Origin of the sequence: Flavobacterium pectinovorum, assembly GCF_022802975.1 — a bacterium.
GTDB lineage: Bacteria > Bacteroidota > Bacteroidia > Flavobacteriales > Flavobacteriaceae > Flavobacterium > Flavobacterium pectinovorum_B.
The window spans coordinates 488117-513213 of record NZ_JAFEVZ010000001.1 but is presented as its reverse complement, the minus strand read 5'-3'; the positions used below and the strand labels follow the sequence as shown (position 1 = coordinate 513213).

Below are 25097 nucleotides of genomic sequence, written 5' to 3'. Positions count from 1 at the left end.
TAAAAAAATGACTAAAAAAAATATCATCTTTGGGATTCTGCTGCTGTCGTTTAACGGTGTGTTTTCGCAATTCAAAACTAACATTCCTCTGGATGAAAACGTAACGACGGGAAAACTAAAAAACGGATTAACGTATTATATCCTGCACAACGAAGAACCTAAAGACAGAGCCAGTTTTTACTTTGTTCAAAATGTCGGTGCCATACTCGAAGACGACAATCAAAACGGATTGGCACATTTTCTGGAACACATGGCTTTTAACGGTACGGAACATTTTAAAGGAAAAGGAATCATTAAAATGCTGGAAAAAAACGGCGTAAGTTTTGGTAAAGATATCAATGCTTATACCGCTCAGGACGAAACGGTTTATAATGTAAGCGGTGTTCCTGTTACTAACGAAAAACTAATCGATTCTACGCTTTGGGTACTGCACGACTGGTCTGGATCTCTTTCTTTGACAGATGCTGAAATCGATGCGGAACGAGGCGTAATCAGAGAAGAATGGAGAACCAGACGAAACAGCGATTTTCGTTTAAAAATGCAGACGGATCAGGTGGTTTACAAAAATTCAAAATACAGTAAAAGAGATGTTATTGGTGATTTGAATATCATCAACAATTTTAAATATGCTGAATTGCGTAATTACTATAAAAAGTGGTACAGACCAGATTTGCAAGCTGTTATTGTAGTAGGAGATATTGATGTGAAAGCCATAGAGCAAAAAGTCAAAACGATATTCTCCGATATTCCACTGGCCAAAAAAGCAGCCGTGAGAACCTATTCAGATATTCCAAAACACGATGAATTGTATTTTGCAACCGCTACTGATAAAGAAGCTTCATCGACAGTTATCAGCTTAAAATATATTTTAGACGAACCTTTAGAGAAAGACAGCATTATTACACGCAAAAATGTAATGAACTCTTTTTACACGAGTATCTTAAACAATCGTTTTAGAGAATTAATCTTAAAGAATCAAAGTTCAAGTTTAAATTTAAACAGTTATTTTGAACCTGTTTCCAGATTAAATACGTCTTACAATATTTCAGCCAAATCCAAAAAAGGAAAAACGCTGGAAGCTTTTCAAGAAGCCTACACAGAAGCAGAACGTGTAAGACGTTTTGGTGCTGCACAATTAGAATTAGACCGGACTAAAAAGCTTTTTATAAGTTCATATGATGATTTTCTCAGCAATAAAGATAAAGTTGATAATGACAACTGGGCCGATAAACTGACAAATTACTTTTTGAAAGCCAAGCCTTTTCTTTCTCCCGAAGATGATTATAAACTCATTGTCGGGATCATAAAAAGTCTTTCGTTAGAGGAATTAAATAGTTATATAAAAACCATTCAGGTACCAACCAATCAAATTATTACCGTAACAGGTTCTGATCAGGATAAAAGTAATTTCCCTACTAAAGATGACGTTGTAAATACAATGAAAAAGGTCGAAAGTATGACTTTAGAACCTTATACAAAAAAAGAGAACAACACACCATTAATAGATAAGGAATTAAAACCTGCCGCAATCAAAAAAACATTTGATGTGGAAGGAATAAAAGAGGCTAAAGGATATATTTTAGAAAATGATGCAAAAATAATTGTATTGCCAACGACTTATTCCCAAAATCAGATTATCTTCTCGGCTTTTTCTAAAGGTGGAAAATCATTGGTAAAAACAGAAGATTTAGCTTCGGCAGAAGTTGCAACCACAATTGCGAGATCTTCAGGGTTAGGTAATTTTGACAACATTGGTTTAAAAGAAAAACTAACCGGAAAAGTGGCTCAGATTGCTCCTTTTATTGGCGACAATACACAGGGATTTCAGGGTGGCTCAAATAAAGCCGATTTCGAAACCATGCTGCAATTGCTTTACCTTTCTTTTGAGTCGCCACGTTTTGACCCAAACATTTTTAATATTCTAAAAGAGCAATATAAAAACAATTTAGAGAATATTAAACAAGACAACGAAAACACTTTTAAAGATGCCATTGAATTAGCAAATTCCAATAACAACCCGCGTACGTTTATATTCAATGACAAATTCCTAGAAAATATCGATCTAAAAAAAGCGGAAGACATTTACCATGACCGCTTTAAAAATGCTGCCGGTTTCACCTTTATTTTTGTTGGAAATATTCCGGAATCCGCTTTAGCACTAATTCAGAAATACATTGGAAACCTAAATTCTAATCCGGCTTTAAAAGAGAATTTTGTCGATCATAATATCGGGCCTGCAAAAGGAAAAACAGTTATTCATTTTAAACGCCCAATGGAAGTGGCCAAAACAACCGTTTATCTAAGCTTGGCAGGAAAAATGGAATACAGCAAGGAGAATTCAGTTGGAATGTATATTATTGGCGAATTGCTATCGAAACGTTTCCTGCAGACTATTCGTGAGGAAGAAGGCGGAAGTTATGGCGTTAATGTGGGTGGAAATTTAGAACCGATTCCATCGCCTCGCTTTGATCTTTCTTTGACTTTTGACAGCAATCCGGATAAGGAAGAAAAATTAATGCAGATTGTATGGAAAGAATTAAATGATTTAAAATCAAATCCGGTTAGTGCAAATGATCTGGAGGACATTAAAAAATCTTTGCTAAAACTCAGGGAGGAATCAACTAAAACCAATTCTTTCTGGAATAATACAGTTTACGAAAGCAGCTTAAATCAGACTCCTTTTTTACAGGATGACGAATATAAAAATTTAATTTCCAGAATTAACCAAAAAACTATTCAGCAATTAAGTAAGCACGTCTTGGATAGTTCTACAAGTGTCGAGGTAATTATGAGCCCTGATAACCAAACAGGAAAATAAGAACTTTAGACCTCATTTTTTTTATTTTAATTAGTCATTAAAGGTTGTCTTTCCCAGACAGCCTTTTTTGCTAATTTTAAAAGTTGAACATAACAATTACAAAAGAGTAAAATAGTAATGTAATTAATGCTTTTACAGACACTTAATCCCTAATGCATATTTTTTGTACCTTAGCTAAGCAAAGAATTCAAGAAATGAATTCACAGCTATATATACCGCTTTATGAGAGAATTTTTAAAACAAAATATCAAAAAACATATTTCACTTTCAGACAATGAAACTGATCAGTTTTGCAATTTATTTCATCAGAAGCTAATAAAGAAAAAAAGCTTTTTGCTGCAACAGGGAGAAATCTGTAAATTTGAAGGTTTTGTCACCAAAGGTCTTTTTCGGGTCTATTATAATGACAAAAACGGCTTTGATCAGATACTTTATTTCGCAGCAGAAAATTGGTGGATTACAGATATTGACAGTTTTACCAATGCATCTCCCTCACAGCTTTTCATACAAGCACTTGAAGATAGTGTGGTCCTTCTGATTTCAAAAGACGACAAGGAATTTGCTTATAAGAATTTGCCTCAAATAGAAAAACTTTTCAGGGTAATGACCCAAAAGACGCATGTTGCCCTGCAAAGAAGAATGATAAATAATTTGAGTAAACCTGCCGAGGAGCGCTATATGGAATTTATAGAAAAATATCCCCAATTAACCCAACGCCTATCCAATATACAAATAGCTGCCTATCTTGGAATTACTAACGTTTTTTTGAGTAATATCAGAAAAAAAATTGCCCATAAATAATAATTAAGCTGATCATTTATTAAAATAGTTTAATGTATTTGTGGTTCACTCATTATTAACTTTGTATCAAAGAACTAAAGATCAAAAAAGATGAAACTTATTTATATAATGGACCCGCTTTGCGGTTGGTGTTATGGAAACATAGTAAATACGCAAAAAATTTATAACAAATATAAAGATATACTTGACTTTGAACTCCTTCCTGCAGGTATGTGGACCGGTGCAAATACCCGGAGCCAGTCAAAAGCAATGGCGCAGTATTTTAAAAAACATGACCTGCAGGTAGAGCAAACTACTGGAACTGAATTTGGAGAAGATTATTTCATATTAATTGAAGATGAAAATATAGTTTTGGACAGTGAATTACCTTCAAGAGCAATTGTTGCCGTTAAAAAATTATGGCCTGAAAAAACTGTCTCATTTACTGCTGAAGTCCAAAAAGCAAGGTATCTGCACGGAAAAGATTTGAATTCAAATCAAACCTATTTACAAATTTGTGATGACCTAAAACTCGATATAGAACAATTTATTGAAGCCTTTCATTCCGATTTTATCAAAAAGGACACTCTGGAAACATTTGAACAGGCCCGGCAGTATGCTACTTCCTATCCAACCTTGTTGCTTGAAATAAAAAATAAAAAGTTTATTTTAGAACAAGGCTATGCAGGTTTTGAAACTATCGTTGAGAGAATTGAAAAACTGATTTATTAAACTAGTTTAAAGGTTTTATAGGTTTGATTGAACCACCTTTGTAGTATTAATTTTAAACAATATAAAAGATGAAAAAAGTAATTTCTGCCTTATTTTTAATAACATTAATCTCATTTAATATGGAAACACAAGCACAAAATTTCAAAATCATAGAAGCAAATAATCTGAAACTGGAAGTCTTCAACGCATCAGAAAACAGCTTTGGTGTAGCATCAGTAATTGTATCAGGAAAAACAGATGCTGTTTTAATTGATGCACAATTCACTCTTGCAGACGCGGAAAAAGTAGCAGAACTGCTTAAAAAATCAGGTAAAAAGCTTACTACGATCTACATTTCACATGCTGATCCCGATTACTATTTTGGATTGGAAATATTCAAAAAATATTTTCCAGATGTAGTTGCTTATGCTTCACCTGCATCAGTAGAAGCTATCAAGGCTACAGCACAAAAAAAATTAGACGTTTGGGGAGAACGATTGGGTAAAGCCATTACATCAAATGTTGTTTTGCCACAGGTTTTAAAAGGAAACAGCATCGAATTAGAAGGACAGCAACTAGAAATCATTGGTTTGGATGAATTCCCTAAAAAGACCTTTGTTTGGATTCCTTCTATCAAAGCGGTTATTGGCGGGATTAATGTCTTCGGAACTACTTTTAATCTTTGGATGGCTGATGCACAAACCCCAGAAGCTCGCAAAAGTTGGATTACGGTTTTAGATAAAATCTCGGCTTTGAAACCTGAAATTGTAATTCCTGCTCACGCCAATTCCAATTCTCCATTTGATATTACTACTGTAAATCATACCAAAAGTTATATTCAATTCTACGAAGAAGCGTTGAAAACCAACAAAACTTCTGAATCTTTGATCAAAGCGATTAAAACAAAATATCCAACACTTACTTTTGAGACAGCCCTACAAATAGGTGCAAAAGTTAACACAGGTGAAATGAAATGGTAAAACTAAGAATTCTGATAAACCTGGCATTACTTATTGTATTGTCAGGTTGTTCTTTAAACAAAAACAACATGACAAATCTCGAAATTGTAAAAAGCACTTATGAAGGCAAGACTTCAGAAGAAAATGGACAAAATCTGGCTAAGTATGTAGCTGAAGATATTTCCTGGACAGAAGCCAAAGGTTTTCCTTATGCAGGGACTTATATTGGTTTGGAAAACATAACTAAAAATGTTTTCAGCAGATTAGGAAGTGAATGGATTGATTACAAATTCACGCCTGAAGATTATGTTGCCAGTGACGATAAAGTTGTTGCTTTTGGTACCTATACAGGTACCTATAAAATAACAGGAAAACCTGTCGTGGCCAGAGTGGCGCATGTTTGGAAACTCAAAGACGGAAAAATCGTGAGTTTTGAACAGTTTGTAGACAGCCAAGTTGTAAATGATGTAATGAAATAAAACCAGCGTTTTTTTGTATATTTGTATTGGCTTAATTTAACAACCAAAACAATGCACGAAAATCTTTTATCTTATATCAATAGGCACTCCCCTACACCACTGACAAAGGATGAAGAAGCCTTAGTTATAGCAACTTTTCAACCCAAAAAGTTTAGGAAAAAGCAGTACTTTCTACAAGAAGGTGATGTGTGCAAATATGCAGGTTTCATTGTAAAAGGGGCAATGAGGCAATATCGGGTAGATGAAAAAGGAGCAGAACATATCGTACATCTGTTCATAGAAAACTATTGGGCAAACGACCGAGAGAGTTCCACTATGCTTACTGCTTCAAAATACAATATTGATGCTTGGGAAGATACAGAAATACTGGTTATAACAAGAGCCGAAATGCTGGATTTGATGAGTAAAATACCTGCAATGACAGAAATGATCCGTTTAATGGATGAAAGAAATGCCATTGCCAATCAACGCAGGCTAAATTCCACTCTTAGTAATACGGCAGAGAAACGGTATGAAGAATTTGCGACCAATCACCCACAGTTCATTCAACGCTTCCCGCAACATCTCATTGCTTCTTTTTTGGGTATAACCAAAGAGACACTGAGCAGAATTAGAAAACAAGCTTTGAAATAACTTTAAAATTTAATTTTTTATAAAACCGTTGATAAATATCAACGGTTTTTTTTATCATATCTCATTGTCAGAAGGCTTTATATTGATGCAACTTTGCCTTATCAGAATCAATAAAATTATAATAAAAAATAAAACAATGAGTTATTTATCAAAAATGTCAAAAACAGTTGTTTTCCACGAGGCTGGAAAACCGGAAGTATTAAAAGTTGAACAATTGGAAGTCCCGGCTCCAGGTCCGCAGGAAGTAAGGATTCAGGTTAAATCAATCGGAATCAACAGAGCTGATGCGATGTATCGTCAGGGAATGTATATTGAAAACCCTGTTTTCCCTGCTAAGCTAGGCTATGAAGCAGCAGGAATAATTGAAGCGGTAGGCACTGATGTCACTAATTTAACAGTAGGTGATGTTGTAAATGTCATTCCCGGATTTTCATTACATAATTATTCCTCTTACGCTGAATATATCCTTATGCCGTCTTATGCAGTACATAAATACCCAACCAACTTATCTTATGATCAGGCAGCATCTTTATGGACAAGTTACTCAACAATGTACGGAATGATAGTCCATTCAGGAAAATTAAAATCAGGAGAATTTGTGGTTATCAATGCAGCTTCAAGCAGTGCTGGTCTCGCGGCCATTCAAATAACAAATTATGTTGGGGGAATCTCTATCGCCTTAACCACTTCGCCAAAGAAAAAAGAGGCACTATTGAAAGCAGGTGCTTCCCATGTTATTGTAACATCAGAAGAAGATATAGCTGCCGAGGTTTTAAAAATTACAAACAATATTGGTGCGCATCTTATTTTAGACCCGGTTGTAGGGGCTAAATTCAGTAACCTTTTAAGCTCGGTTGCTGAAAACGGGAGAGTATTTGTATACGGTGCACTGAGTCACGAACCCGCCGTTTTTCCTGCGTTTGAGGTTATGCTCAAAACACCAACAATTAAAGGATATTCTGCAATTGAAGTTTTAGGCAATATGGAAGTGTTAATGCAGGCCATTGCTTTTATTGATAAAGGTGTCGCAGAAGGAAAGTTGAACCCGATTATTGACAAAATATTTAATCTGGATGAAATTGTTGTCGCTCACAACTATTTAGAGTCAAACCAGCAATTTGGAAAGATTGTAGTAAAAATATAGTTAGCTCGCTACAACTAAAGAATTGATTTTAACCTTCAGATAAACTATAAACCGTTGCCAATAGCAACGGTTTTTTATAATTCATTAGACAAGCCTTGCTTTTGATTCCTTTTATAAAAACTTAAAATTCACCTTCTTGCTTCTAAATATTGAAAATCTAAGATAACCATTACTCAGTTCTCTATACAATAATTTAAAGTAAATATCTTCCTTTTTAACATCACATCAAAATATTGATAAATATCAATGCTTTTTTTTATCAAATCTCATCGCTTCAAGACTTACCTATAATGCAATTTTACAGTATAATTTTTTGGTAAATAACATTAAAATTAAGCATTATGGAAGTTAAAAAATATCAGTATTATGCAGGAGGGATCTGGCGAGATGCAGAAAACGGAAGAACCTTTGATGATCTTGAACCCTATACTGGAAAAGTATTTGCGAAAGTTGCGGCAGGCGGTAAAAAAGAGATGCAGATTGCACTTACTGCAGCTGCAGAAGCATTTCCTGCCTGGGCTGCTACTACACCAGCACAAAGATCTGAACTATTATTCAAAGCAGCGGCAATTATCAAAAGACGACGCACGGAAATTGCTGAAATCCTGGCCAAAGAAACTGGAAGTACGATTTCATTTGCCACATTTCAGCAGGATCTTCTTGCTCAAAGTCTGGAAATGGGTGCAGGATGGGCATATGAAAATAAAGGAGAAGTATTGCAGAGCAATGTACCGGGTTCTTTTTCAATTGGTTTACGCAGGCCTCTAGGTGTTGTGGCAAGCTTTACTCCCTGGAACGGTGCCAGCATACTTTCCTGGAGAACCGTAATTTCTCCTTTAGTAGCCGGTAATACAGTTGTGGTAAAACCATCGGAATATGCGCCAATTTCTGCGGGCCTAATGATTGCCGAAATTGCGGAAGAAGCGGGATTTCCCCCTGGTGTAATTAACGTTGTAACACATGCACCGGGTGAAGCTGCAGAATTATCCGATGCCATATTTGAAGATTCCAATGTAAGGGTAATCAACTTAATTGGCGGAATAAAAACAGCAAAATACCTTGGAGAGCGTGCTGGGAAAACTTTAAAAAGGACGGTTTTTGAATTAGGAGGCTACAACCCTATGATTATATTGGATGATGTTAATGTAGATGATGTGGTTAAAGCAGCGACTTTTGGATCCTTCTTTCATCAGGGACAAATTTGCATGAATACCCGAAAAATCATCATACAAAGAAAAATCTATGATGAATTTCTTGAAAAATTTATTGCCAGAACCAATTCACTGCCTTTTGGCGACCCAGAGGATCCTAAAACCATAATCGGACCGCTTATCAACCAGGCTGCAGTTGAAACGGTAAACGAGCGTATTAAGGATGCCGTGAACAAGGGAGCTAAAATTCAGGCGGGTGGTTATAATAAAGGCCTGGTTTACCACCCTACTATCTTAACGGACGTACCTTATGATGCCATTGCATCAAATGAAGAAACATTTGGTCCTTTGGTAATTGTAGAGCCAGTGGATACAATCGAAGAGGCTCTGTCCATTGCCAATCGTACTTCTTACGGTTTGGTTTCCTCAATCTTTACCAATAACACTTATAAAGCTTTTGAACTGGCCCCTCAAATCCTCCATGGTGTGGTAAATGTTAATTCACCAACCGTAAACGAAGAAACACATGCACCGATGGGTGGTGTTAAAGATAGCGGATGGGGACGAACAGGCCCTCACAGTATAGAGGATTTTAGTGAGCTGGTATGGATAAACTCACGAAGCACCTCCAAGGAATATCCTTTTTAATGAATTAAATACTTCGTTAACAAAATAGCAGGATTGCTATTTTGTTAACGTTTTTTAAATTAATAATTATGAGCTTAACTATCGATACACATAATCATATGCTGCCCAATTTTTTCTTTGAGGCAACCAATGAAAAAGGAAAACCTGTTGGCGGTTCCAAACCACAGGAATGGACAACCGAAAAATCCCTGGCATTTATGGATCAAATGGGAATTGATATTGCCGTTACCTCCATCAGCACCCCGGGAATACAATTACAGGACAGGAATACTTCAAAGGAACTGGCAAGAAGATGTAATGATTTTGCAGCCTCGCTCATCAGGCAGCATCCTAAACGTTTTGGCGCCTTAGCCAGTGTTCCGATGCCCGATCTTGATGATGCAATTACCGAAATAAGATATGCACTGGATGTATTGAAATTAGACGGCGTGGTGCTTTTTACCAATTCACAGGGTATTTACCTTGGTGATAAACGGATGAAACCTTTGTTCCAGGAATTACAAAAACGAAAAGCAACGGTCTTTATCCATCCAAATCCTTCTCCGGACCCGATTGCCCATACACTTGGTATTACCGATAATCTTATTGATTTCCCCAGTGATACTACCAGGGCTATCGCCCAGATGCATTATGGGGGTACTTTTGCAGAAACTCCCGATGTAAAATATGTTTTATCACACGCAGGGGGAACTGCTCCTTACCTGGCCGGCAGATTTGCCATAGTGGACGAAATGGAAATAATGGGAGACAGTTCCCTTACCGGTACCTTCGCAGAAACCTTCCGCCGTTTATATTGGGATACCGCACTGGCGTGGACCGATCCTGTTATCAATCATCTCAGTGATATTGCAGGTTTGGATAAAGTGGTATTCGGAACTGATTTCCCTTATATACGCAGTGACCTGGCCTTAAAAGGGAAACAGAAAATAGAAAGCAACCCTAATTTGTCCGTAGCCGAAAAATTTCAGATTTTTAGTGGTAATGCGCTTAAATTATTCCCAAGACTTACCTCCCTTTATAAGCAGTAAAGACTGAATTGTAAATTAAAATTTGATTAAGAAACAATAAAATACTATGAAAGATCAGGAGAAAATAGCAATTGCAAAACAATATTTTATCAAAGCAGATCAAGGCAGTCCCGAAATCCTTGATTTATTTCATCAGGATATCGAATTATATTTTCCAAAATTCGGATTTGGGTATGGAAAAGACTCGTTTCTTGAAATGATAAAAGGGTTTGAAGGAAGTCTGGAATCGATACTGCACGATTATGATCAGTTGCATTTTATGCTATCGGGGGATTTCCTAATTGTAGAAGGAACCTCAAAAGGAACAATTGACGGAAAATCATGGGAAGGCGGAAAAACAGCAGGTGGCCGTTTTTGCAACGTATTCAGATTTCGGGACAATCTAATAGCTAGTGTACACGTTTATCTCGACCCGGACTATACAGGAGAAGATCAGGCACGATTCCGATGGGGCAAGAACAATAAATGGTAAACTTTAAACCGTTGACATTTATCAACAGTTTTATTTATCATATCGCATCGTTTTAGAACTCCTTTACAATGCAACTTTGCCTTATCAAATTAATTACAAATAAATATCAAAATTTAAACAATAATGGAAAATTCAAAAAACATCCCTGCAACTCAATTACTTCGCAATACTTTAGATAGATTTCTTGCCAAAGACATGAAAGGCTGGTCAGAACTTTGTGCTGATGACGTAGTAGCAGAATTCCCTTTTGCCCCTGAAGGATCTCAGGCAAGGTTCGAAGGTAAAGAAGCTCTTTACGCTTATTTGAAAGACTACCCTAATTATATAGATGTAAAATCGCTGCCAACTTTAAAAATCTACAGTACTGATGACGTGAATGTTGCCATTGCAGAATGGAGTGCCTCAGGTGTTGTAATAGGTAATGGCAATCCATACGAAATGAGCTATGCAACTTTTGTAACTTTCCGCGACGGTTTGGTTGTAAATTACCGTGAATACTGGAATCCACAAGCATTTCAAAAAGCAATGAGTGGTGGGAATTTTGCAGAATAACAATTCAGATTAAAAAAAACGTTGATAATTTTCAACGTTTTTTTTAATCTATTGCATTGCAGCAAGGTGAAAAATGCAGCCCCGCCTTATAGCCAAAGATACTTTGACAGATAATGTGCCAACGGACAATTTTACAGCAATGCTACTGAGGATCAAACCAAAGGAAGTCTCCCTTGTGAAAAAAATGCGGTATTTATTGATATCGTTTAACAAAAGTGACTTACAAATAGTCATTTAAAACAAAGAATATAAAATGAAAGTAATTGTATTTGGAGCCACCGGATTAGTGGGCAAACAAATTGTAAAAGAGAGTTTAAAACTTGGAAATGAAGTAACCGTTTATACCCGACAAACTGGATTCCCAATTAATGGTGTAAAAATCATTTCGGGAGAATTAGACGATGAAAGTAAAATTGCAGAAATCATTAAGGATTATGATGCAATAGCCTGTGCTATAGCCAATAGAGATCTTGAAGATCCAACACAGGTTCTAACACCATTTGTAAAATTAGTTACCAAGCACATTTCAAAAGAACAAAGATTCATTGTAGTGGCTGGTTCGGGTTTGACACTTTTAAATTTTAATACCTTAAGAAGAGACTTGCCAGGACAGCCGGCATTTTTGAAAAATCCACGAGCGGATCATTGGGATGCTTACACTTATCTTGGAGCTATAGATGTCAATTATTTAGTGGTGTGCCCAACAATGATTATTGAGGGCGATTCTGATGGTAATTATCTTTTTGAAGAAAAATATTTCCCCAAAAGCGAAAGCAAAGAGATCTTTGCAGGTAATGTGGGACATTATATTGCGAAAGAGCTTAATGAGCAAAGTTTTAAACAAACAAAAATTGGTCTTGTAAACAAGGGGTAATCATAATAACTTCTTTAAATAATTTAAAACCGTTGACATTTTTATATCAACGGTTTTTTCATGAATTAAATATTAAAAAATTAGGTATGACATTAACTTTTTAACTAGCAATCTTTTGATAATTGATCATAAATTTCACCCCACTCTGCCATAGCCTCCAGGACAGGTAGTATCATATCATGAAAGTGCTCCAGGGGGTGGCCCTCCGGCTGGCTTTGAATTATCTTCGGGCAGCGGGACAAACTCTTTATTATCTGTGGGAGGCAAAAGAATCCGCCCCTGTTTCCAGTCTTCCTTGGCTTGTTCGATCCGCTCTTTTCGGCTCGATACAAAGTTCCACCAGATGTAACGATCTCCTATATGCTCACCCCCCAACAACATTAAAGTGGTATTTCCCTTTGCAATGAGCAAAGTATCAGCACCCTTGGTAAACACCAATAACTGCCCTTCGTGATAGGTAACACCCTGAACTTCAACACTACCTTTAGCAATGTATGCACCTCTTTCGCTATGTTCCTTAGGCATTGCAAACGGGGTACCATGGTCAAGCACAACGTGCAGGTAAAACAATGGCGAACTGGTTTTAACGTGACTTGTTAATCCATAAGCGTCACCAGCTATCAAACGCATCCAAATACCCTTGTCGGTAAAAATCGGTAATTCTTCTGCCGTATAGTTTTTGAATGACGGATCTGCTTCCTCGTCTTTTTCAGGAAGCGCTACCCAGGTTTGAATCATTTCAAGCCCGCCACCAGCAAGTATTGCAGGGTCTTCAAAACGTTCGCTATGGGCTATGCCTTTCCCAGCAGTCATCCAGTTTACCTCTCCGGGCTTTATTAATTGCTCCACACCAAGGCTATCCCTGTGCGTTAGATTAACATTGCCCCCAAGTAAATAACTTACCGTTGATAGGCCAATGTGAGGGTGCGGCAATACATCTAAATTGGTGGTTGCCGGCACGCTAATGGGGCCACCATGGTCCATAAAGATGAAAGGCCCAAGCATTCTCTTTAATCGAAATGGAAGAATGCGTTTTACGGAAAATCCGGGGCTTATTATCGCCTGTCGGGAATCTATAACTGTCTCAATCATATTATATTTATTTAAAAATTAAAGTTACCACCAAAGACTTGCTTAAAATGATGATAAATGATAATTAAATCTGTTGATTTTCATCAACAGATTTAATGCAATTTTATTTTTTAATAAACTCACTATCCACCCTTATATTTACTTTATCTCCTATAAAAGAGGGAAGGAATTTGGGTCCGATGCCAAAATCAGAACGTTTTAAACTTCCTGTTAATTGAAAACCTGCAGATGTTATTTTGTTCAGTGGGTTTTCAGCCGTACCTCTAAACCATAAATCCATTGTTACAAGCTTTGTAATACCGTGGAGGGTTAGATTCCCTGCCAGCTTGTATTTATTTTTGCTGATTTTCTTTATGGAGGTGCTTTTGAAAGTCATTTTTGGATATTTTTCTACTTCAAAAAAGTTAGCAGACCTTAAATCATCGTCCCTCATTTCCACTTCTGTATTAATGCTTGCAACGTCTGTAGAAAGTTCAAAAACCGCATCACTAAAATCTGCCTTGCCAGTAGTGATGGTTACATCAAATTTCTTGAATAGCCCTGCTACATCAGATATGCCAAGGTGCGTAACGCTAAAAGTTAATTTTGAGTGATACGGATCTACCTTCCAAGTGTTTTGTGCAAAAAGCTGCGTGCTTAATAACGCAACTATTAAAATTGACAATAACTTTTTCATAATTAAATTCTTTGATTTTTGTGTATTGATTCTAAAAAATAATGCATCATCCAAGGAATGAATGCTCTATCTGCAATGTTAGTTGTTAATAGCCTCCAAAATATTTTAGTGGTGACCAAGCCGGAAGTATTGCTGGTAATTTTGGAGCCAGGTTACTGTAATTTCCTGTACCAAAAACTACTCTGCCATCAACAACTGTTAGCGTAGAAGAAATGGTTTTTATTTCATCTTCCGGTATTGTGAAATAGTCTTTATTTAACAATACAAAATCCGCCAGATTACCCGGAACGATTTTACCCATTTCATTTTCAGTTTGCTCAAACCAAGTTGGTCCATAAGTAAACAATTTAAGTGCTTCTTCTCTTGTTAAACGGTTGTCTTTTGCCAGTATTTCAGTTCCTGATACCGATTTCCCAGTAATCATCCAGCTGATACCAACCCACGGATTGTAGGTAGATGCCCTAAATGCGTCGGTGCTCATAGTAAGCGGTATGCCACTGTTTACAAGCTCTCTCAATCTGGGTGTATATAATGCTTTTTCAAGCCCATAAGTCTTAATAAATCCTTCACCGTGAAGTGCCATTTTCGTATCAAGCGAAATACCACCACCTAATTTTTTCACTCTGGCTATATTTTCAGGTGTAATTGTTTCTGCGTGTTCTATGCTCCAACGCAAACCGTCCAAAGGTGTCTTTTTATTGATATTTTCCAAGGCATCTAAAAATGGCGTAATATTTTCATTGTAACTGATGTGCATACGAAAAGGGATTCTTCTCTGTACAAGCTTGGTTATATCTTTTTCGATGTAATAACGCATCGTGTCCTTATCAATAATAATTGCTGGTCGGTCGAAATTTTCGTGGTCGTGCAGTTCCAACCTCAATACTTCGCCTGTACCTTGATACTCGTGCCCGTGTGCCATTGTGGGGTGCAGGTTCTCTCCCGGACTTACGGGCGATTTTTTTGTAATTGCATTAATCTCTGCATCTATCAAAGATGGACTTGTTACATCTCCAAATTGAAGGTCGATAAAAGGAAACCTTAGGTTCAACCTATTTTCACGAGCCAATATATCTATCTGGCTGTGCCCTTGTGGAAATCCAATCATACTGGCGGCATCTACGGCAGAAGTAACACCAAAGCGGTTCATATCGTTTATTGCATAAATGAGTGAATTCAATTGTTCTTCGTCATTAGCCTGTGGCACCATAACTTCAAATGAAACAAAAAAGAAAGTATTGCCTCGTATTACACCAGTATAATTGCCTTTTTTATCTTTTTCAAGCTCCGTTCCCGGCACGGACGGAAAACGGCTGGTTCCTATTCCAAATGCCTTCATAGCCAAATCGTTTAAATATGCCCTGTTGTATGCGTATTGCACGATCGCTGGTCTGTTCGGAACCGCTTTTTTAATCTCTTCTATCGTTGGAAATCGGTTTTCCTTGAACTGGTAGGGCGACCATCCACCAATTACTTTTATCCATTGCCCTTCAGGGGTTCTTGCTGCTTGCTCGGTCAGCATTTCCAATGCCCGCTTCAAGGTTGGCACACCATCCCACCTTACCGTATAGTTGTAACTTCTCTCATTCAGCACGTGGGTGTGGGCATCATTTATACCGGGTATGAGTCGCTTTCCGCCAGCATCTATTAATTTTGTATTGTTGTCTTTTAGAATGAGAATTTCAGCATCGGTTCCTACGGAATAAATCCTTCCTCTTTTAACCGCCAACGCAGAAGCTTCAGGCTGTGAAAGACTTCCCGTAATTATTTTGGCATTAAATACAATCATATCTGCACCTATAAAAGGTTGCGGTGACTGTGCTCTACTACTTGCAATAAACATAATAGCTATTAAAATACTTATTTTTTTCATAATTTAAATTTGTAGTTGTGATTAATAAAGTTCGAATTTAGATAGAATATTATCTGTTAATTCTATGGGTTACAAAAAGAATAGTACTTCTCTTTGCAATAGTATATCGTTTATTTAATATTATAAGGTAAGTTTGTTTATTGTTAAAATAGTAATGAAAATTATAAACTTATAAACTTATAAAAATGAGTAACCTATCAGATGATTTTGAAGAGTGCCAAAAAATACGCGTAGCATTGAATGATACACTTACTGTCATTGGTGGGAAATGGAAATTACCTTTAATAACCGTTTTGCTTAAGGACGGGAAAATGCAGTTTAATCAACTGTCTCGTTTATTAGGAATTTCTCCCCGTATATTATCTAAAGAATTGGCAGAACTTGAAATTAATATGCTAATAATCAGAGAAGCTAAAAATACTAAACCTATTACTGTTGAATATTCTATTACAAAGTATTGTGAATCGCTTGTAGATATAATATTAATGCTTAATGACTGGGGCAAAAAACATAAAGAGACGCTCAAGCAAGGGACTAAATGAGATAAAATAATACTCAATATATTCTGACGATATTGCAAGTACAGTTTTATCAATTCAATAACATCTTTAATGCTTCGGAAATTTTTCTCACACAATTCCTTTGACAAAATATCAATGGTTCGCCTTTAAGCTATAGAATTTGAAAATGAAATTAGGAAATAACCAAAAAATTAAACGAACTTAAAAAGAAAAGCAGTCGCTGATGTCCTGCAACTGCCATATCTTATTTGCTGCCTATGTTATCCGTAATTAGATGAACTTGTCCATCTTCTTAAATGCATTGCACAACTTCGTCTAATTCAAAACGGAATTTTGGATAAGCAGCTTGGTGCATCAGATCATTTGTATCAGCATAGCCTACCGTAACAGCAAACAACGGAGCATATCCTTCTTGTGATAATATCTGTTTATAGGCTTTTCTGTCAATCCCCTCCATTGGCGTAGTATCAAGCCCCATACTTATGCAGGCACTCAAAAAGTAGCCTAAAGAAAGATAAACCTGATTTTCCATCCACGCTTTTGTTGCCGCATCACCATTCGATTTTATCATTGTTTCATAAAAACCCGTCCGCCAAGCTTCGGGCAAAATGGAAATATTGCGTTTTTCGAAATGCCCAATATCTTCCATTACACTAAACACGACTAAAAGACCGGCATCGTTAATCGAATTTTCATTCGAATAAGATTGAGAAGCCAATTCTCTTTTTCTTGCTTCGTCCGTAACAAATGTAAACTTCCACGGTTGACTGTTAATTGAAGACGGACTTAACCGTATAATTTCTTTCAAATCCTCAATTTGCTCTTCTGAAATTTTTTTAGTCGGGTCGTACTTTTTGGTTGCGTATCTACGTTTCGCAAGATCTAAAAACCTCATAATTTTAAAATTTTGATTAAACTATACTTCTTATCATCATAAAACCAGACATAGCATTTTAAACTGTAATAACGCTCAAGAACGATAGTAAATTAAAAACCTATTCTTTATTAAGAAATACGTACAGTGATTTTATTTTTCCGTTTTCAAAAACAACAATGTCTGTACCTGTTGCCACCGGAGGAGCGCCCTCTGGACCAACACCCCACTCTAACTTGCCAATATTGTTATTAATGACAATTGGTTTTAACTGTATAATAGAGAAAACCGGAGGAAGACCATTTAATGTTTTACTTATTTTATGATTCACATCCTCATATCCTGTAAATTTTTCACCAACTTCAAATAAGTCAATATCTTTCGCATATACTCTTTCAATAGCACTAGCCCTAAGTGTTTCGTTACGTTGGTTCCAAATTTCGTTTAAATGCTGAACCAGTAATTGTTCTAATGTATTTTCCATTTTGTTTTATAATGATTTGGTTTAATAACCAATGGTAAATGGTTTGCCTACAAATTGCTGATTATTGATTTCATCAACCAATGCCATCGCATAATCTTCGAATGAAATATTGCTTGATCCGTTTTCGTCTGCAACCAGATTAGTAGTTCCTAATCTAAATTTACCTGTGCGTTCGCCAGCCTGAATCATTGCCGCAGGATTAAAATAGGTCCAATTTTCCAGTCCTGAAGTTTCATATAATTTCTGAACTTCGCCATGTGCAAAAATCGAAGGCTTATATTCTTCCGGGATATTTTTCATTATATCTTCAACATCCAACATTCTTACACCTGGTGCCACCTCATTATTGGTACCTCCGCCAACTGCAATAATTCTTGTTTGCGGTTGTTCCTTCAAGGCATTAATAAGGTTTTGATGCGCTTGTTTAAACTGCTCAGGCGTTAATCCTGCGTAAAGTGATATTGCAGATACAACAACATCTTTACCAGCTATGAGTGAAGGTAATTCTGTCCCGTTCAGCAAGTCGCCTTTAATTACTGTTAAATTTGGATGTTTTAATTCTAGCGCCTCTGGTTTACGTTGTACTGCCGTTACTTCGTACCCTTTATTTAAGGCTTCGTTTAAAATTCTTTGCCCAATATTACCCGTTGCTCCAATTAATAATACTTTCATAGATTTTTACTTTTATTTGATTTTTAATAATACAAAGTTATATTTGCACTATTATAAAAACAAGTACTAACCAAAAAGTAAGTGTGAAATGGCAAAGAGAAAAGAAAATTCAACCAATAGCTTGAACAATAATGTGCTTACTAAATGCCCTATGTCCTTTACCATCGAAATGATTGGAGGGAGATGGAAAACTATAATTCTATATCAACTTCGAAATGAGCCATTGAGATTTGGGCAACTAAGAAAAATATTGATATTAACTACAGAGAAAATGCTGGCTCAACAACTAAAACAGTTAGAACTTGATGGTTTGGTTGTCAGAGATGCAAAAGAAATTATTCCTCCACACGTAGAGTATTATTTGTCCGAAAAAGGTAAAACATTACTACCTGTATTGGAGGCTATGGCAGAGTGGGGTAAAGTTCATAATCAATTATCAAAAGAATGTTAGTTTAAAAAGTTATTACCGGATTATGATTGATAAAAAAAACCGTTGACAAATGTCAACGGTTTTTTTTATCATATCGCATCGTTTTAAGATATGCTTCTGTCGCAATTTTACATTATAAAACAAACAAATAGCTAATCTTCTAAAAACAACAAAAAATGAACAAGAATAAAATTATTTATTGGACTACAACTGGAATTATTACAGCCATGATGCTTTTCAGTGCATTCGGGTATTTTACCAACGCTGACATGAAAGCGGCATTTGTGCATCTAGGTTTCCCTGATTATTTCAGAATTGAACTTGGAGTCCTGAAAATTTTAGGGGCTTTGGCCTTAATCCTGCCAATAGTTTCGGCTAAAATTAAATCCTTTGCCTATTTCGGATTTGCCCTTACCTTTATTACTGCATTTATTGCACATACAGCCAGTGGTGACCCAATTTCTGTATCTTCTGCACCAATAATCTTTTTAGTGCTTTTGGGTATATCTCATTATTACGCAGATAAAATTTAAGTAATGAAATCATCACTAACAAAGAGTTTGCGCAAGCAATCATTTGTAAATATAAAGACGACCCACATTAGCAAAGCACATTCAAACATGGTCGATCAAAAAATAAATCCGACACCTATGAAAAAGGAAACCAATTTCTCAACAAAAGGAAATAAAACAGACCTTGGCCCCTTGGTTATTAATCGAATGTTACCCAATCGATTTGCAAAAAAAGTTGGTCCTTTTGTATTCATGGATTATGTAGCTCCTGCCATTAAAGAAACTATTACAAAAAAAGGCATGGGTGCACATCCGCACAGGGGCATTGCTACACTCACCTATATCCTTGAAGGCGAGGTGGAACATTTTGACAGTGCAGGCAATACGGGAAAAATATATTCGGGCGGTGCACAATGGATGAAAGCTGGTAATGGAATAATGCACGATGAAAATTTTAATTACGACTCTCAAACAAATAGTAAAATTATTCATGGCCTGCAGTTATGGATCAACCTGCCTGCAAAAAACAAAGCAGAAGATCCTGCACACATAGCCATACAGGCGGAAGAAATTCCTAAAAAAACATTGCTTCAGGATGCTGGCTGGATAAAAGCAATTGTAGGGGACTATGAAGAATTAAGCTCGAAAATCCCGAATTATTCCCAGCAGTTTCTCTATCATATACATTTGGAGGCTCACAAAAATTTTTCCATCAATTTGACTGATGATATCGAGGCTGCTGCTTTTCTGACTACCCAAAATGCAATACTAAACGATTCAGAATTTCAAGCGGGCGAGTTGGTAGAATTTGGCAGAAAAGCAGGAGAAATTGAAATAAAAAACGCTTCTAAAAAGTCTGTTGATATAATATTGCTTGGTGGAGAGCAATATACCGAACCTATGATATCGGAAGGTCCCTTTGTGATGAACAGTAAAAAGGAAATAATCCAGGCTTACAGGGATTTTTATGATGGTAAATATGGTAAAATTAAATTTACAATGTAAAATAATTAACTCTTAATAAAAAAACAGGAAATTTTTAGCATTCGCAGCAAGAAACAGCAGCGCCTCAATCAACAAAAAATTGTAAGCCACACCATAATAATCATAGTGTTGAAATTTTGGTTTTAAATGAGTATGAGATACTATTGTTTAACGTGGATAAAACAACAAAAACAGGAATGCCGCAATTGGCACTGGACTTTGCTAAAAAGATAGATGAAGGTGATCTGCTGATTATTTCTCTTGCAGAAAAAAATGGAGTCTACAGTACTGCTTTCAAAAATATTTATAATTGGATTTCGGTTATTCCCGGGCGAAAAGCATTTGGGGACAAACATGCTTTTGTTTTGGCTACTTTGCCAGAAAGAAGAGATGGGGCTGGTCCTTGGCAAAACAGGTATTCGAAACCTGGCATTACAGCTCAGTGGAATTCGCATTAAAAAAGATATATATGTTGGTATTATTAACATTACAGAGAGAGAGAGAGAGAGAGAGAGAGAGAGAGAGAGAGAGAATACTGCCCGAAAGTATTACCCATTCTCTTTAATTGCTTGCAGAAAAATTCTGGATTTTAAATACTCATAGAACTGTAATAGAAGAAACTTATTAAGAATATAAATACTTGAAACATTAAAAAAATGAAATTATTACAAGCAATTAAAATCGGTGATTTATCACTAAAGAATAGCATGGCAATGTCACCGATGACCCGTGCACGCGCCAAAAATGATGGAACAGTAAACGAATCAACCATTCTTTACTATACACAAAGGGCAAGTGCAGGACTTATCATTTCAGAAGGATTAAACATTTCTGAGCAGGCCATTGGAAGTCCTTACACTCCGGGTATTTACACAAAAGCTCAAATAGAAAGCTGGAAAAAGGTCACAGATGCTGTCCATAAAAACGGGGGTACAATTTTCGCACAGCTTTGGCATACCGGTCGTGTTAGTCATTCGGCAGATAAAAATGGCCAATTGCCTGTTGCCCCTTCAGCCCTGGCTATTGCAGGACAACAACATTTTTCTTCACAAGGTCCAAAAGATTATGAAGTTCCAAGAGCATTAGAGACTGCAGAAGTAAAACAAGTTATAATAGACTACAAAAATGCTGCCTTAAATGCAATTGAAGCAGGTTTTGACGGTGTAGAATTACATGCGGCGACAGGATATCTGCCAAACCAGTTCTTAGCGGAAAGTTCTAATATTCGTATAGATGAATACGGCGGTAACATTGAAAATCGCAGCCGCTTTATTTTGGAAGTTATGCAGGAACTAACAAAAGCTGTTGGAAAAGATAAAGTAGGCATTAAATTATCCCCAAGTATTCCTTATAATAGTATTATAGAAAGCGAACCAATAGCCGTTTATTCTTATGTGATAAACGAATTAAACAAGTTGCCTTTGGCTTATATACATTTAATGAATCCTCTATTTCTACCTGAAGAAGGTTTTGACCAATATCCTAAAGATGTAATGGGAACATTGGGTACCTTAACCAAACACTTATTAATTGCCAATGCCGGATATACCCGTGAATCAGGTGAAAAGGAATTGGAAAATGGTATCGCTAAAATGATTTCCTATGGGGTATCATTTATTGCTAATCCTGATTTACCAAAACGATTTGAACTCAACGAACCATTAAATGAACCCGATCGTGCCACATTTTACGGAGGCACTCAAAAAGGGTATACCGATTATCCAAGTTTATAACAATAAAAATTAATAAATGAAAATACTTCATATAATATCAAGCCCAAGAGCGCAAGCTTCCTTTACTATTCAATTAGGTGAAGCTATTATAAAAAAACTGGTCTCTAAAAATAATAACGCTTCTGTTGTGATTCGAAATCTTAATATAGACCCACTACCCTATATTCTTGACAGTACTATTGAATCTTTTAATACACAACCTGAAAACCGTTCTGCTGCGCAATTGGAAGCCGTCAAACTTTCCGACAGTACCCTTGGGGAACTAATTGAAGCTGATGTAATTGTTATTGGTGCGCCAATGTATAATTTTGGGATTCCGGCAGTCTTGAAAAGTTGGATTGATCATCTTGCCAGAGCTGGCGTCTCTTTTAGTTATACAGCTGATGGGCCAGTTGGTTTAATTCATGGAAAAAAAATATTTTTAGCTATCGGAACAGGCGGCGTTTACAGCGAAGGTGATTATAAAGCACTAGATTTTATTGAACCTTATCTAAAAACATCTTTGGGCTTTTTTGGAATGACCGACGTGACTGTATTTCGTGTCGAAGGGGTTTCTGTTTCATCTCTCAAAGAAAATGCAATGCAAATTGCTCTTGAAAAATTAAATGTTTTAGATTAATAAACGATCATGGTACTCAAAATTGAAAACTCATTATTTATATATACATATATATAAAGAGGATTAAGCTATGCTTATAGCTGGTGCTTTACAAAAAAGACAGCCGTTTAGAAATCATTTAGATCTATAACAAAGGTCAGAGATAAATCTCTGGCCTTTGTCATGTATTTATAACTCATTTGGCTGTTACTTCTTTTCGATATTCAATCCCCCAAATAGCAAGCTGTTCAATAACAACCTTAAATTTCTGCCCATATTCTGTAAGTTCATACTGAACAGTTAAAGGCTTAGTGTCTAAGACTGTCCTTTTTAAAAGCTGATTTAATTCCATATCCTTTAATTCTCGGCTAAGCATTTTACCCGACACTCCTTTAACCTCTCTCAAAATATCGGAATACCTTTTTTTATTAAAACAAAGTACAGCTATGATAGGAATCTTCCATTTTCCGTTAAGTACATCCATTGCATCATGAGCTCCCCTAATGACCTCTTTACAACCCTCATCTTCTATTTGATATTCATTCATATATCTGGTTGGTTACCTGATTGTAACCAATACTTTATGTTACTAATAGAACAAAAATAAAGTAATTTAATTTAGATTTGCTTTAAAAAATTAAAGTTAATGTTTAATTTATCACAAACATTATTGATTCCTTTTTTTAGCCAAAAACAAGAACTTAAAAAGTCCGTTCAATATTAATCAATTCAATATTATTGATTATCAAGTATAAATTATAATTAAAAAAGAGATGAAATTAATTTATGTAATAGAGAAAACTTGCCTCTGGTGCATTAAATTTGTTACTCTTAACAAACAATTGAGGACAAAAGCCATTTTAATAAACAGATTCCTTAAAAAGAATCATTCGCACTCAATTAAAAGCAGGTATATAAAAAAACTGTTTGTATCCAACAATACAGGAATCCCCAGCCATTCTCTTCTAACTGAAAAAAGATATTCTAATGTAGCTTTTACAACAAAGTCATGACTCATTGCATGAATCTAAAAATCAGATTGATGTTATTATTTTTTAAAGCAGTTCGTATAGTACCCAAACCTGAATAATCAAATAAAAAATTTAAATTCTAGAATTCTGTAACACCATTTTAATTTAATTATCAAATCAATGCACGAAAATCTTTTATCTTACATTAACCAATATGTTTCTTTGCCGCTTACAGACGAAGAAGAAGCACTGATTGTAGCGAACTTTCAATTCAAAAAATTGAGAAAAAAGCAATACTTCTTACAAGATGGCGATGTATGTAAATATGCTGGCTTTATTGTAAAAGGGGCAATGAGACAATATCGTGTTGACGACAAAGGAGTAGAACACATTGTGCATCTGTTCGTTGAGAACTATTGGGCAAACGACCGCGAAAGTGCCACTATGCTGACACCCTCAAAATACAATATCGATGCTTGGGAAGATACCGAACTCCTTATTATTACAAGAGCCGATATGATGGATTTGATGGAAAAAATACCTACACTTGTAGAAATGATGCGCCTAACGGATGAAAGAAATGCCATTGCCAACCAACAAAGATTAAACTTTACCCTTAATAATAGCGCTGAGAAACGCTACGAAGAATTTGCAGGCAACCATCCAGAATTCATCCAAAGATTTCCACAGCATCTTATCGCTTCTTATTTGGGCATAACCCGAGAAACCCTAAGCAGGATAAGAAAGCAGGCAACAAAATAGCATAGGACTTCTTTTTTTATAAAAACCGTTGACAAATGTCAACGGTTTTTTTTATCATATAGTATCGCTTTAAAGCTCCATAACGATGCAATTTTGCCTTATCAGAATTGATTAAAAAACAACTTTAAAAATGAAAAATTTAAAAATAATTGTATTAGTGGCATTAGCAGTGTTTGGTACAACAGTAACTGGACAAACAAAAAAACCAAAAACTTCAAACAAAGTACCCGCTACCGAGCTTCTTCGCAAGAGTTTAAACACCTTTCTAGCCAAAGATATGAAAGGATGGTCAGAACTTTGTGCCGAAGATGTTGTGGCTGAATTCCCTTTTGCCCCTGAAGGCATGCAGGCACGATTTGAAGGTCGTGAGGCTCTTTTTCAATATTTAAAAAACTATCCTAGTTATATTGATGTAAAATCGCTGCCAACATTGAAAATCTATCCTACCGACGATGCAAATGTTGCCATCGCGGAATGGAGTGCATCTGGAGTTGTAATAGGCAATGGTAATCCCTATGAGATGAAGTATGCTACTTTTGTAACTTTTCGCAATGGCCTTATTGTAAACTATCGTGAATACTGGAATCCACAAGCTTTTCAGAAAGCAATGACTGGTGGCAGTTTTGATAAAAAATAACTTCAGTTTAAAACAATATATAGTAACCA

At 36.1% G+C, this 25097-nt stretch carries 27 protein-coding genes and 1 pseudogene; 21 read left to right on the top strand and 7 right to left on the bottom strand.

The genetic code is table 11. The features are described from left to right. The first annotated feature begins 7 nt into the window (after positions 1–7). From FLV_RS02135 to FLV_RS02080, 12 genes are all read left to right on the top strand, one after another. Positions 8–2818: a M16 family metallopeptidase gene (locus FLV_RS02135; protein ID WP_243230406.1), complete on the top strand. Its 2811-nt coding sequence runs from the start codon at positions 8–10 to the stop codon at positions 2816–2818. Between the two features lie 222 nt (positions 2819–3040). After that, positions 3041–3619 carry a Crp/Fnr family transcriptional regulator gene (locus FLV_RS02130; RefSeq protein ID WP_243230405.1) on the top strand — a complete coding sequence of 193 codons (579 nt, stop codon included), beginning with the start codon at positions 3041–3043 and terminating at the stop codon, positions 3617–3619. Positions 3620–3709: 90 nt separating this feature from the next. Further along, positions 3710–4330: a DsbA family protein gene (locus FLV_RS02125; protein WP_243230404.1), complete on the top strand. Its 621-nt coding sequence runs from the start codon at positions 3710–3712 to the stop codon at positions 4328–4330. Positions 4331–4398: 68 nt separating this feature from the next. Then, the gene (locus FLV_RS02120; protein WP_243230403.1) at positions 4399–5289 is read left to right on the top strand and encodes an MBL fold metallo-hydrolase; all 891 of its coding nucleotides are present in this window, start codon (positions 4399–4401) and stop codon (positions 5287–5289) included. 68 nt (positions 5290–5357) lie between these two features. Further along, positions 5358–5747, top strand: coding sequence for a nuclear transport factor 2 family protein (locus FLV_RS02115; protein WP_243230401.1), 390 nt, complete (start codon positions 5358–5360; stop codon positions 5745–5747). A 51-nt stretch (positions 5748–5798) separates the two neighbouring features. Beyond that, positions 5799–6380 carry a Crp/Fnr family transcriptional regulator gene (locus FLV_RS02110; RefSeq protein WP_243230399.1) on the top strand — a complete coding sequence of 194 codons (582 nt, stop codon included), beginning with the start codon at positions 5799–5801 and terminating at the stop codon, positions 6378–6380. Between the two features lie 136 nt (positions 6381–6516). Then, positions 6517–7524, top strand: a complete 1008-nt coding sequence (locus tag FLV_RS02105; protein WP_243230397.1) for a zinc-dependent alcohol dehydrogenase family protein — start codon at positions 6517–6519, stop codon at positions 7522–7524. 341 nt (positions 7525–7865) lie between these two features. Then, positions 7866–9323 carry an aldehyde dehydrogenase family protein gene (locus FLV_RS02100; RefSeq protein WP_243230396.1) on the top strand — a complete coding sequence of 486 codons (1458 nt, stop codon included), beginning with the start codon at positions 7866–7868 and terminating at the stop codon, positions 9321–9323. Between the two features lie 68 nt (positions 9324–9391). Continuing rightward, entirely contained in the window at positions 9392–10351 is a 960-nt protein-coding gene (locus FLV_RS02095) for an amidohydrolase family protein (RefSeq protein WP_243230395.1), read from the top strand. Between the two features lie 46 nt (positions 10352–10397). Then, entirely contained in the window at positions 10398–10823 is a 426-nt protein-coding gene (locus FLV_RS02090; protein WP_243230394.1) for a nuclear transport factor 2 family protein, read from the top strand. A 123-nt stretch (positions 10824–10946) separates the two neighbouring features. Next, a complete protein-coding gene (locus FLV_RS02085; protein ID WP_243230393.1) occupies positions 10947–11375 on the top strand; it encodes a nuclear transport factor 2 family protein in 429 nt (142 codons plus the stop codon). A 253-nt stretch (positions 11376–11628) separates the two neighbouring features. After that, complete coding sequence (locus FLV_RS02080) at positions 11629–12249, top strand: NAD(P)-dependent oxidoreductase (protein ID WP_243230392.1); 621 nt, start codon at positions 11629–11631, stop codon at positions 12247–12249. Positions 12250–12426: 177 nt separating this feature from the next. Here FLV_RS02080 and FLV_RS02075 read toward each other — a convergent pair whose 3' ends face one another. The 3 genes from FLV_RS02075 to FLV_RS02065 all read right to left on the bottom strand — a co-directional run bounded on the left by FLV_RS02075 (position 12427) and on the right by FLV_RS02065 (position 15860). Then, positions 12427–13341, bottom strand: a complete 915-nt coding sequence (locus FLV_RS02075; RefSeq protein WP_243230391.1) for a pirin family protein — start codon at positions 13339–13341, stop codon at positions 12427–12429. 103 nt (positions 13342–13444) lie between these two features. After that, positions 13445–14017, bottom strand: a complete 573-nt coding sequence (locus FLV_RS02070) for a YceI family protein (RefSeq protein ID WP_243230390.1) — start codon at positions 14015–14017, stop codon at positions 13445–13447. A gap of 85 nt (positions 14018–14102) precedes the next feature. Continuing rightward, complete coding sequence (locus FLV_RS02065) at positions 14103–15860, bottom strand: amidohydrolase (RefSeq protein ID WP_410745948.1); 1758 nt, start codon at positions 15858–15860, stop codon at positions 14103–14105. Between the two features lie 215 nt (positions 15861–16075). On the opposite strand from FLV_RS02065, the gene FLV_RS02060 reads away from it, so the two are divergent. Beyond that, entirely contained in the window at positions 16076–16432 is a 357-nt protein-coding gene (locus FLV_RS02060; RefSeq protein WP_243230389.1) for a winged helix-turn-helix transcriptional regulator, read from the top strand. Between the two features lie 271 nt (positions 16433–16703). On the opposite strand, the gene FLV_RS02055 is transcribed toward FLV_RS02060, so the two are convergent. The 3 genes from FLV_RS02055 to FLV_RS02045 all read right to left on the bottom strand — a co-directional run bounded on the left by FLV_RS02055 (position 16704) and on the right by FLV_RS02045 (position 18441). Then, complete coding sequence (locus tag FLV_RS02055; RefSeq protein WP_243230388.1) at positions 16704–17306, bottom strand: nitroreductase family protein; 603 nt, start codon at positions 17304–17306, stop codon at positions 16704–16706. Between the two features lie 100 nt (positions 17307–17406). After that, positions 17407–17769, bottom strand: a complete 363-nt coding sequence (locus FLV_RS02050; protein ID WP_243230386.1) for a nuclear transport factor 2 family protein — start codon at positions 17767–17769, stop codon at positions 17407–17409. A gap of 21 nt (positions 17770–17790) precedes the next feature. Further along, positions 17791–18441 carry an NAD(P)-dependent oxidoreductase gene (locus FLV_RS02045; protein WP_243230384.1) on the bottom strand — a complete coding sequence of 217 codons (651 nt, stop codon included), beginning with the start codon at positions 18439–18441 and terminating at the stop codon, positions 17791–17793. Between the two features lie 88 nt (positions 18442–18529). On the opposite strand from FLV_RS02045, the gene FLV_RS02040 reads away from it, so the two are divergent. From FLV_RS02040 to FLV_RS02015, 6 genes and pseudogenes are all read left to right on the top strand, one after another. After that, positions 18530–18892, top strand: a complete 363-nt coding sequence (locus tag FLV_RS02040; protein ID WP_243230383.1) for a winged helix-turn-helix transcriptional regulator — start codon at positions 18530–18532, stop codon at positions 18890–18892. Positions 18893–19047: 155 nt separating this feature from the next. Then, on the top strand, positions 19048–19404 hold the full coding sequence (locus FLV_RS02035; RefSeq protein WP_243230382.1) for a DoxX family protein: 357 nt from the start codon (positions 19048–19050) through the stop codon (positions 19402–19404). 3 nt (positions 19405–19407) lie between these two features. Next, on the top strand, positions 19408–20388 hold the full coding sequence (locus tag FLV_RS02030; protein WP_243230381.1) for a pirin family protein: 981 nt from the start codon (positions 19408–19410) through the stop codon (positions 20386–20388). A gap of 92 nt (positions 20389–20480) precedes the next feature. Next, positions 20481–20825 (top strand): annotated as a pseudogene (locus FLV_RS02025) (NAD(P)H-dependent oxidoreductase); the annotation flags it as partial. Between the two features lie 198 nt (positions 20826–21023). Beyond that, complete coding sequence (locus FLV_RS02020; RefSeq protein WP_262916375.1) at positions 21024–22100, top strand: alkene reductase; 1077 nt, start codon at positions 21024–21026, stop codon at positions 22098–22100. Between the two features lie 16 nt (positions 22101–22116). Next, positions 22117–22719 carry an FMN-dependent NADH-azoreductase gene (locus FLV_RS02015; RefSeq protein ID WP_243230378.1) on the top strand — a complete coding sequence of 201 codons (603 nt, stop codon included), beginning with the start codon at positions 22117–22119 and terminating at the stop codon, positions 22717–22719. 175 nt (positions 22720–22894) lie between these two features. Here FLV_RS02015 and FLV_RS02010 read toward each other — a convergent pair whose 3' ends face one another. After that, on the bottom strand, positions 22895–23245 hold the full coding sequence (locus FLV_RS02010; protein WP_243230377.1) for a winged helix-turn-helix transcriptional regulator: 351 nt from the start codon (positions 23243–23245) through the stop codon (positions 22895–22897). A 604-nt stretch (positions 23246–23849) separates the two neighbouring features. Between FLV_RS02010 and FLV_RS02005 the strand changes: the two genes are divergently transcribed. Further along, positions 23850–24431: a Crp/Fnr family transcriptional regulator gene (locus FLV_RS02005; protein ID WP_243230374.1), complete on the top strand. Its 582-nt coding sequence runs from the start codon at positions 23850–23852 to the stop codon at positions 24429–24431. Positions 24432–24588: 157 nt separating this feature from the next. After that, positions 24589–25068, top strand: a complete 480-nt coding sequence (locus FLV_RS02000) for a nuclear transport factor 2 family protein (RefSeq protein ID WP_243230372.1) — start codon at positions 24589–24591, stop codon at positions 25066–25068. Positions 25069–25097: the final 29 nt, after the last annotated feature.

Bases quoted from the DNA above. Each gene is read 5' to 3' on its own strand.
- FLV_RS02010 (WP_243230377.1), bottom strand. From the start codon at position 23,245: ATGAATGAATATCAAATAGAAGATGAGGGTTGTAAAGAGGTCATTAGG.
- FLV_RS02035 (WP_243230382.1), top strand. From the start codon at position 19,048: ATGAACAAGAATAAAATTATTTATTGGACTACAACTGGAATTATTACA.
- FLV_RS02100 (WP_243230396.1), top strand. From the start codon at position 7,866: ATGGAAGTTAAAAAATATCAGTATTATGCAGGAGGGATCTGGCGAGAT.
- FLV_RS02070 (WP_243230390.1), bottom strand. From the start codon at position 14,017: ATGAAAAAGTTATTGTCAATTTTAATAGTTGCGTTATTAAGCACGCAG.
- FLV_RS02095 (WP_243230395.1), top strand. From the start codon at position 9,392: ATGAGCTTAACTATCGATACACATAATCATATGCTGCCCAATTTTTTC.
- FLV_RS02045 (WP_243230384.1), bottom strand. From the start codon at position 18,441: ATGAAAGTATTATTAATTGGAGCAACGGGTAATATTGGGCAAAGAATT.
- FLV_RS02135 (WP_243230406.1), top strand. From the start codon at position 8: ATGACTAAAAAAAATATCATCTTTGGGATTCTGCTGCTGTCGTTTAAC.
- FLV_RS02085 (WP_243230393.1), top strand. From the start codon at position 10,947: ATGGAAAATTCAAAAAACATCCCTGCAACTCAATTACTTCGCAATACT.
- FLV_RS02005 (WP_243230374.1), top strand. From the start codon at position 23,850: ATGCACGAAAATCTTTTATCTTACATTAACCAATATGTTTCTTTGCCG.
- FLV_RS02115 (WP_243230401.1), top strand. From the start codon at position 5,358: ATGACAAATCTCGAAATTGTAAAAAGCACTTATGAAGGCAAGACTTCA.
- FLV_RS02050 (WP_243230386.1), bottom strand. From the start codon at position 17,769: ATGGAAAATACATTAGAACAATTACTGGTTCAGCATTTAAACGAAATT.
- FLV_RS02040 (WP_243230383.1), top strand. From the start codon at position 18,530: ATGGCAAAGAGAAAAGAAAATTCAACCAATAGCTTGAACAATAATGTG.
- FLV_RS02065 (WP_410745948.1), bottom strand. From the start codon at position 15,860: ATGTTTATTGCAAGTAGTAGAGCACAGTCACCGCAACCTTTTATAGGT.
- FLV_RS02130 (WP_243230405.1), top strand. From the start codon at position 3,041: ATGAGAGAATTTTTAAAACAAAATATCAAAAAACATATTTCACTTTCA.
- FLV_RS02015 (WP_243230378.1), top strand. From the start codon at position 22,117: ATGAAAATACTTCATATAATATCAAGCCCAAGAGCGCAAGCTTCCTTT.
- FLV_RS02020 (WP_262916375.1), top strand. From the start codon at position 21,024: ATGAAATTATTACAAGCAATTAAAATCGGTGATTTATCACTAAAGAAT.
- FLV_RS02080 (WP_243230392.1), top strand. From the start codon at position 11,629: ATGAAAGTAATTGTATTTGGAGCCACCGGATTAGTGGGCAAACAAATT.
- FLV_RS02055 (WP_243230388.1), bottom strand. From the start codon at position 17,306: ATGAGGTTTTTAGATCTTGCGAAACGTAGATACGCAACCAAAAAGTAC.
- FLV_RS02120 (WP_243230403.1), top strand. From the start codon at position 4,399: ATGAAAAAAGTAATTTCTGCCTTATTTTTAATAACATTAATCTCATTT.
- FLV_RS02110 (WP_243230399.1), top strand. From the start codon at position 5,799: ATGCACGAAAATCTTTTATCTTATATCAATAGGCACTCCCCTACACCA.
- FLV_RS02075 (WP_243230391.1), bottom strand. From the start codon at position 13,341: ATGATTGAGACAGTTATAGATTCCCGACAGGCGATAATAAGCCCCGGA.
- FLV_RS02105 (WP_243230397.1), top strand. From the start codon at position 6,517: ATGAGTTATTTATCAAAAATGTCAAAAACAGTTGTTTTCCACGAGGCT.
- FLV_RS02030 (WP_243230381.1), top strand. From the start codon at position 19,408: ATGAAATCATCACTAACAAAGAGTTTGCGCAAGCAATCATTTGTAAAT.
- FLV_RS02090 (WP_243230394.1), top strand. From the start codon at position 10,398: ATGAAAGATCAGGAGAAAATAGCAATTGCAAAACAATATTTTATCAAA.
- FLV_RS02060 (WP_243230389.1), top strand. From the start codon at position 16,076: ATGAGTAACCTATCAGATGATTTTGAAGAGTGCCAAAAAATACGCGTA.
- FLV_RS02125 (WP_243230404.1), top strand. From the start codon at position 3,710: ATGAAACTTATTTATATAATGGACCCGCTTTGCGGTTGGTGTTATGGA.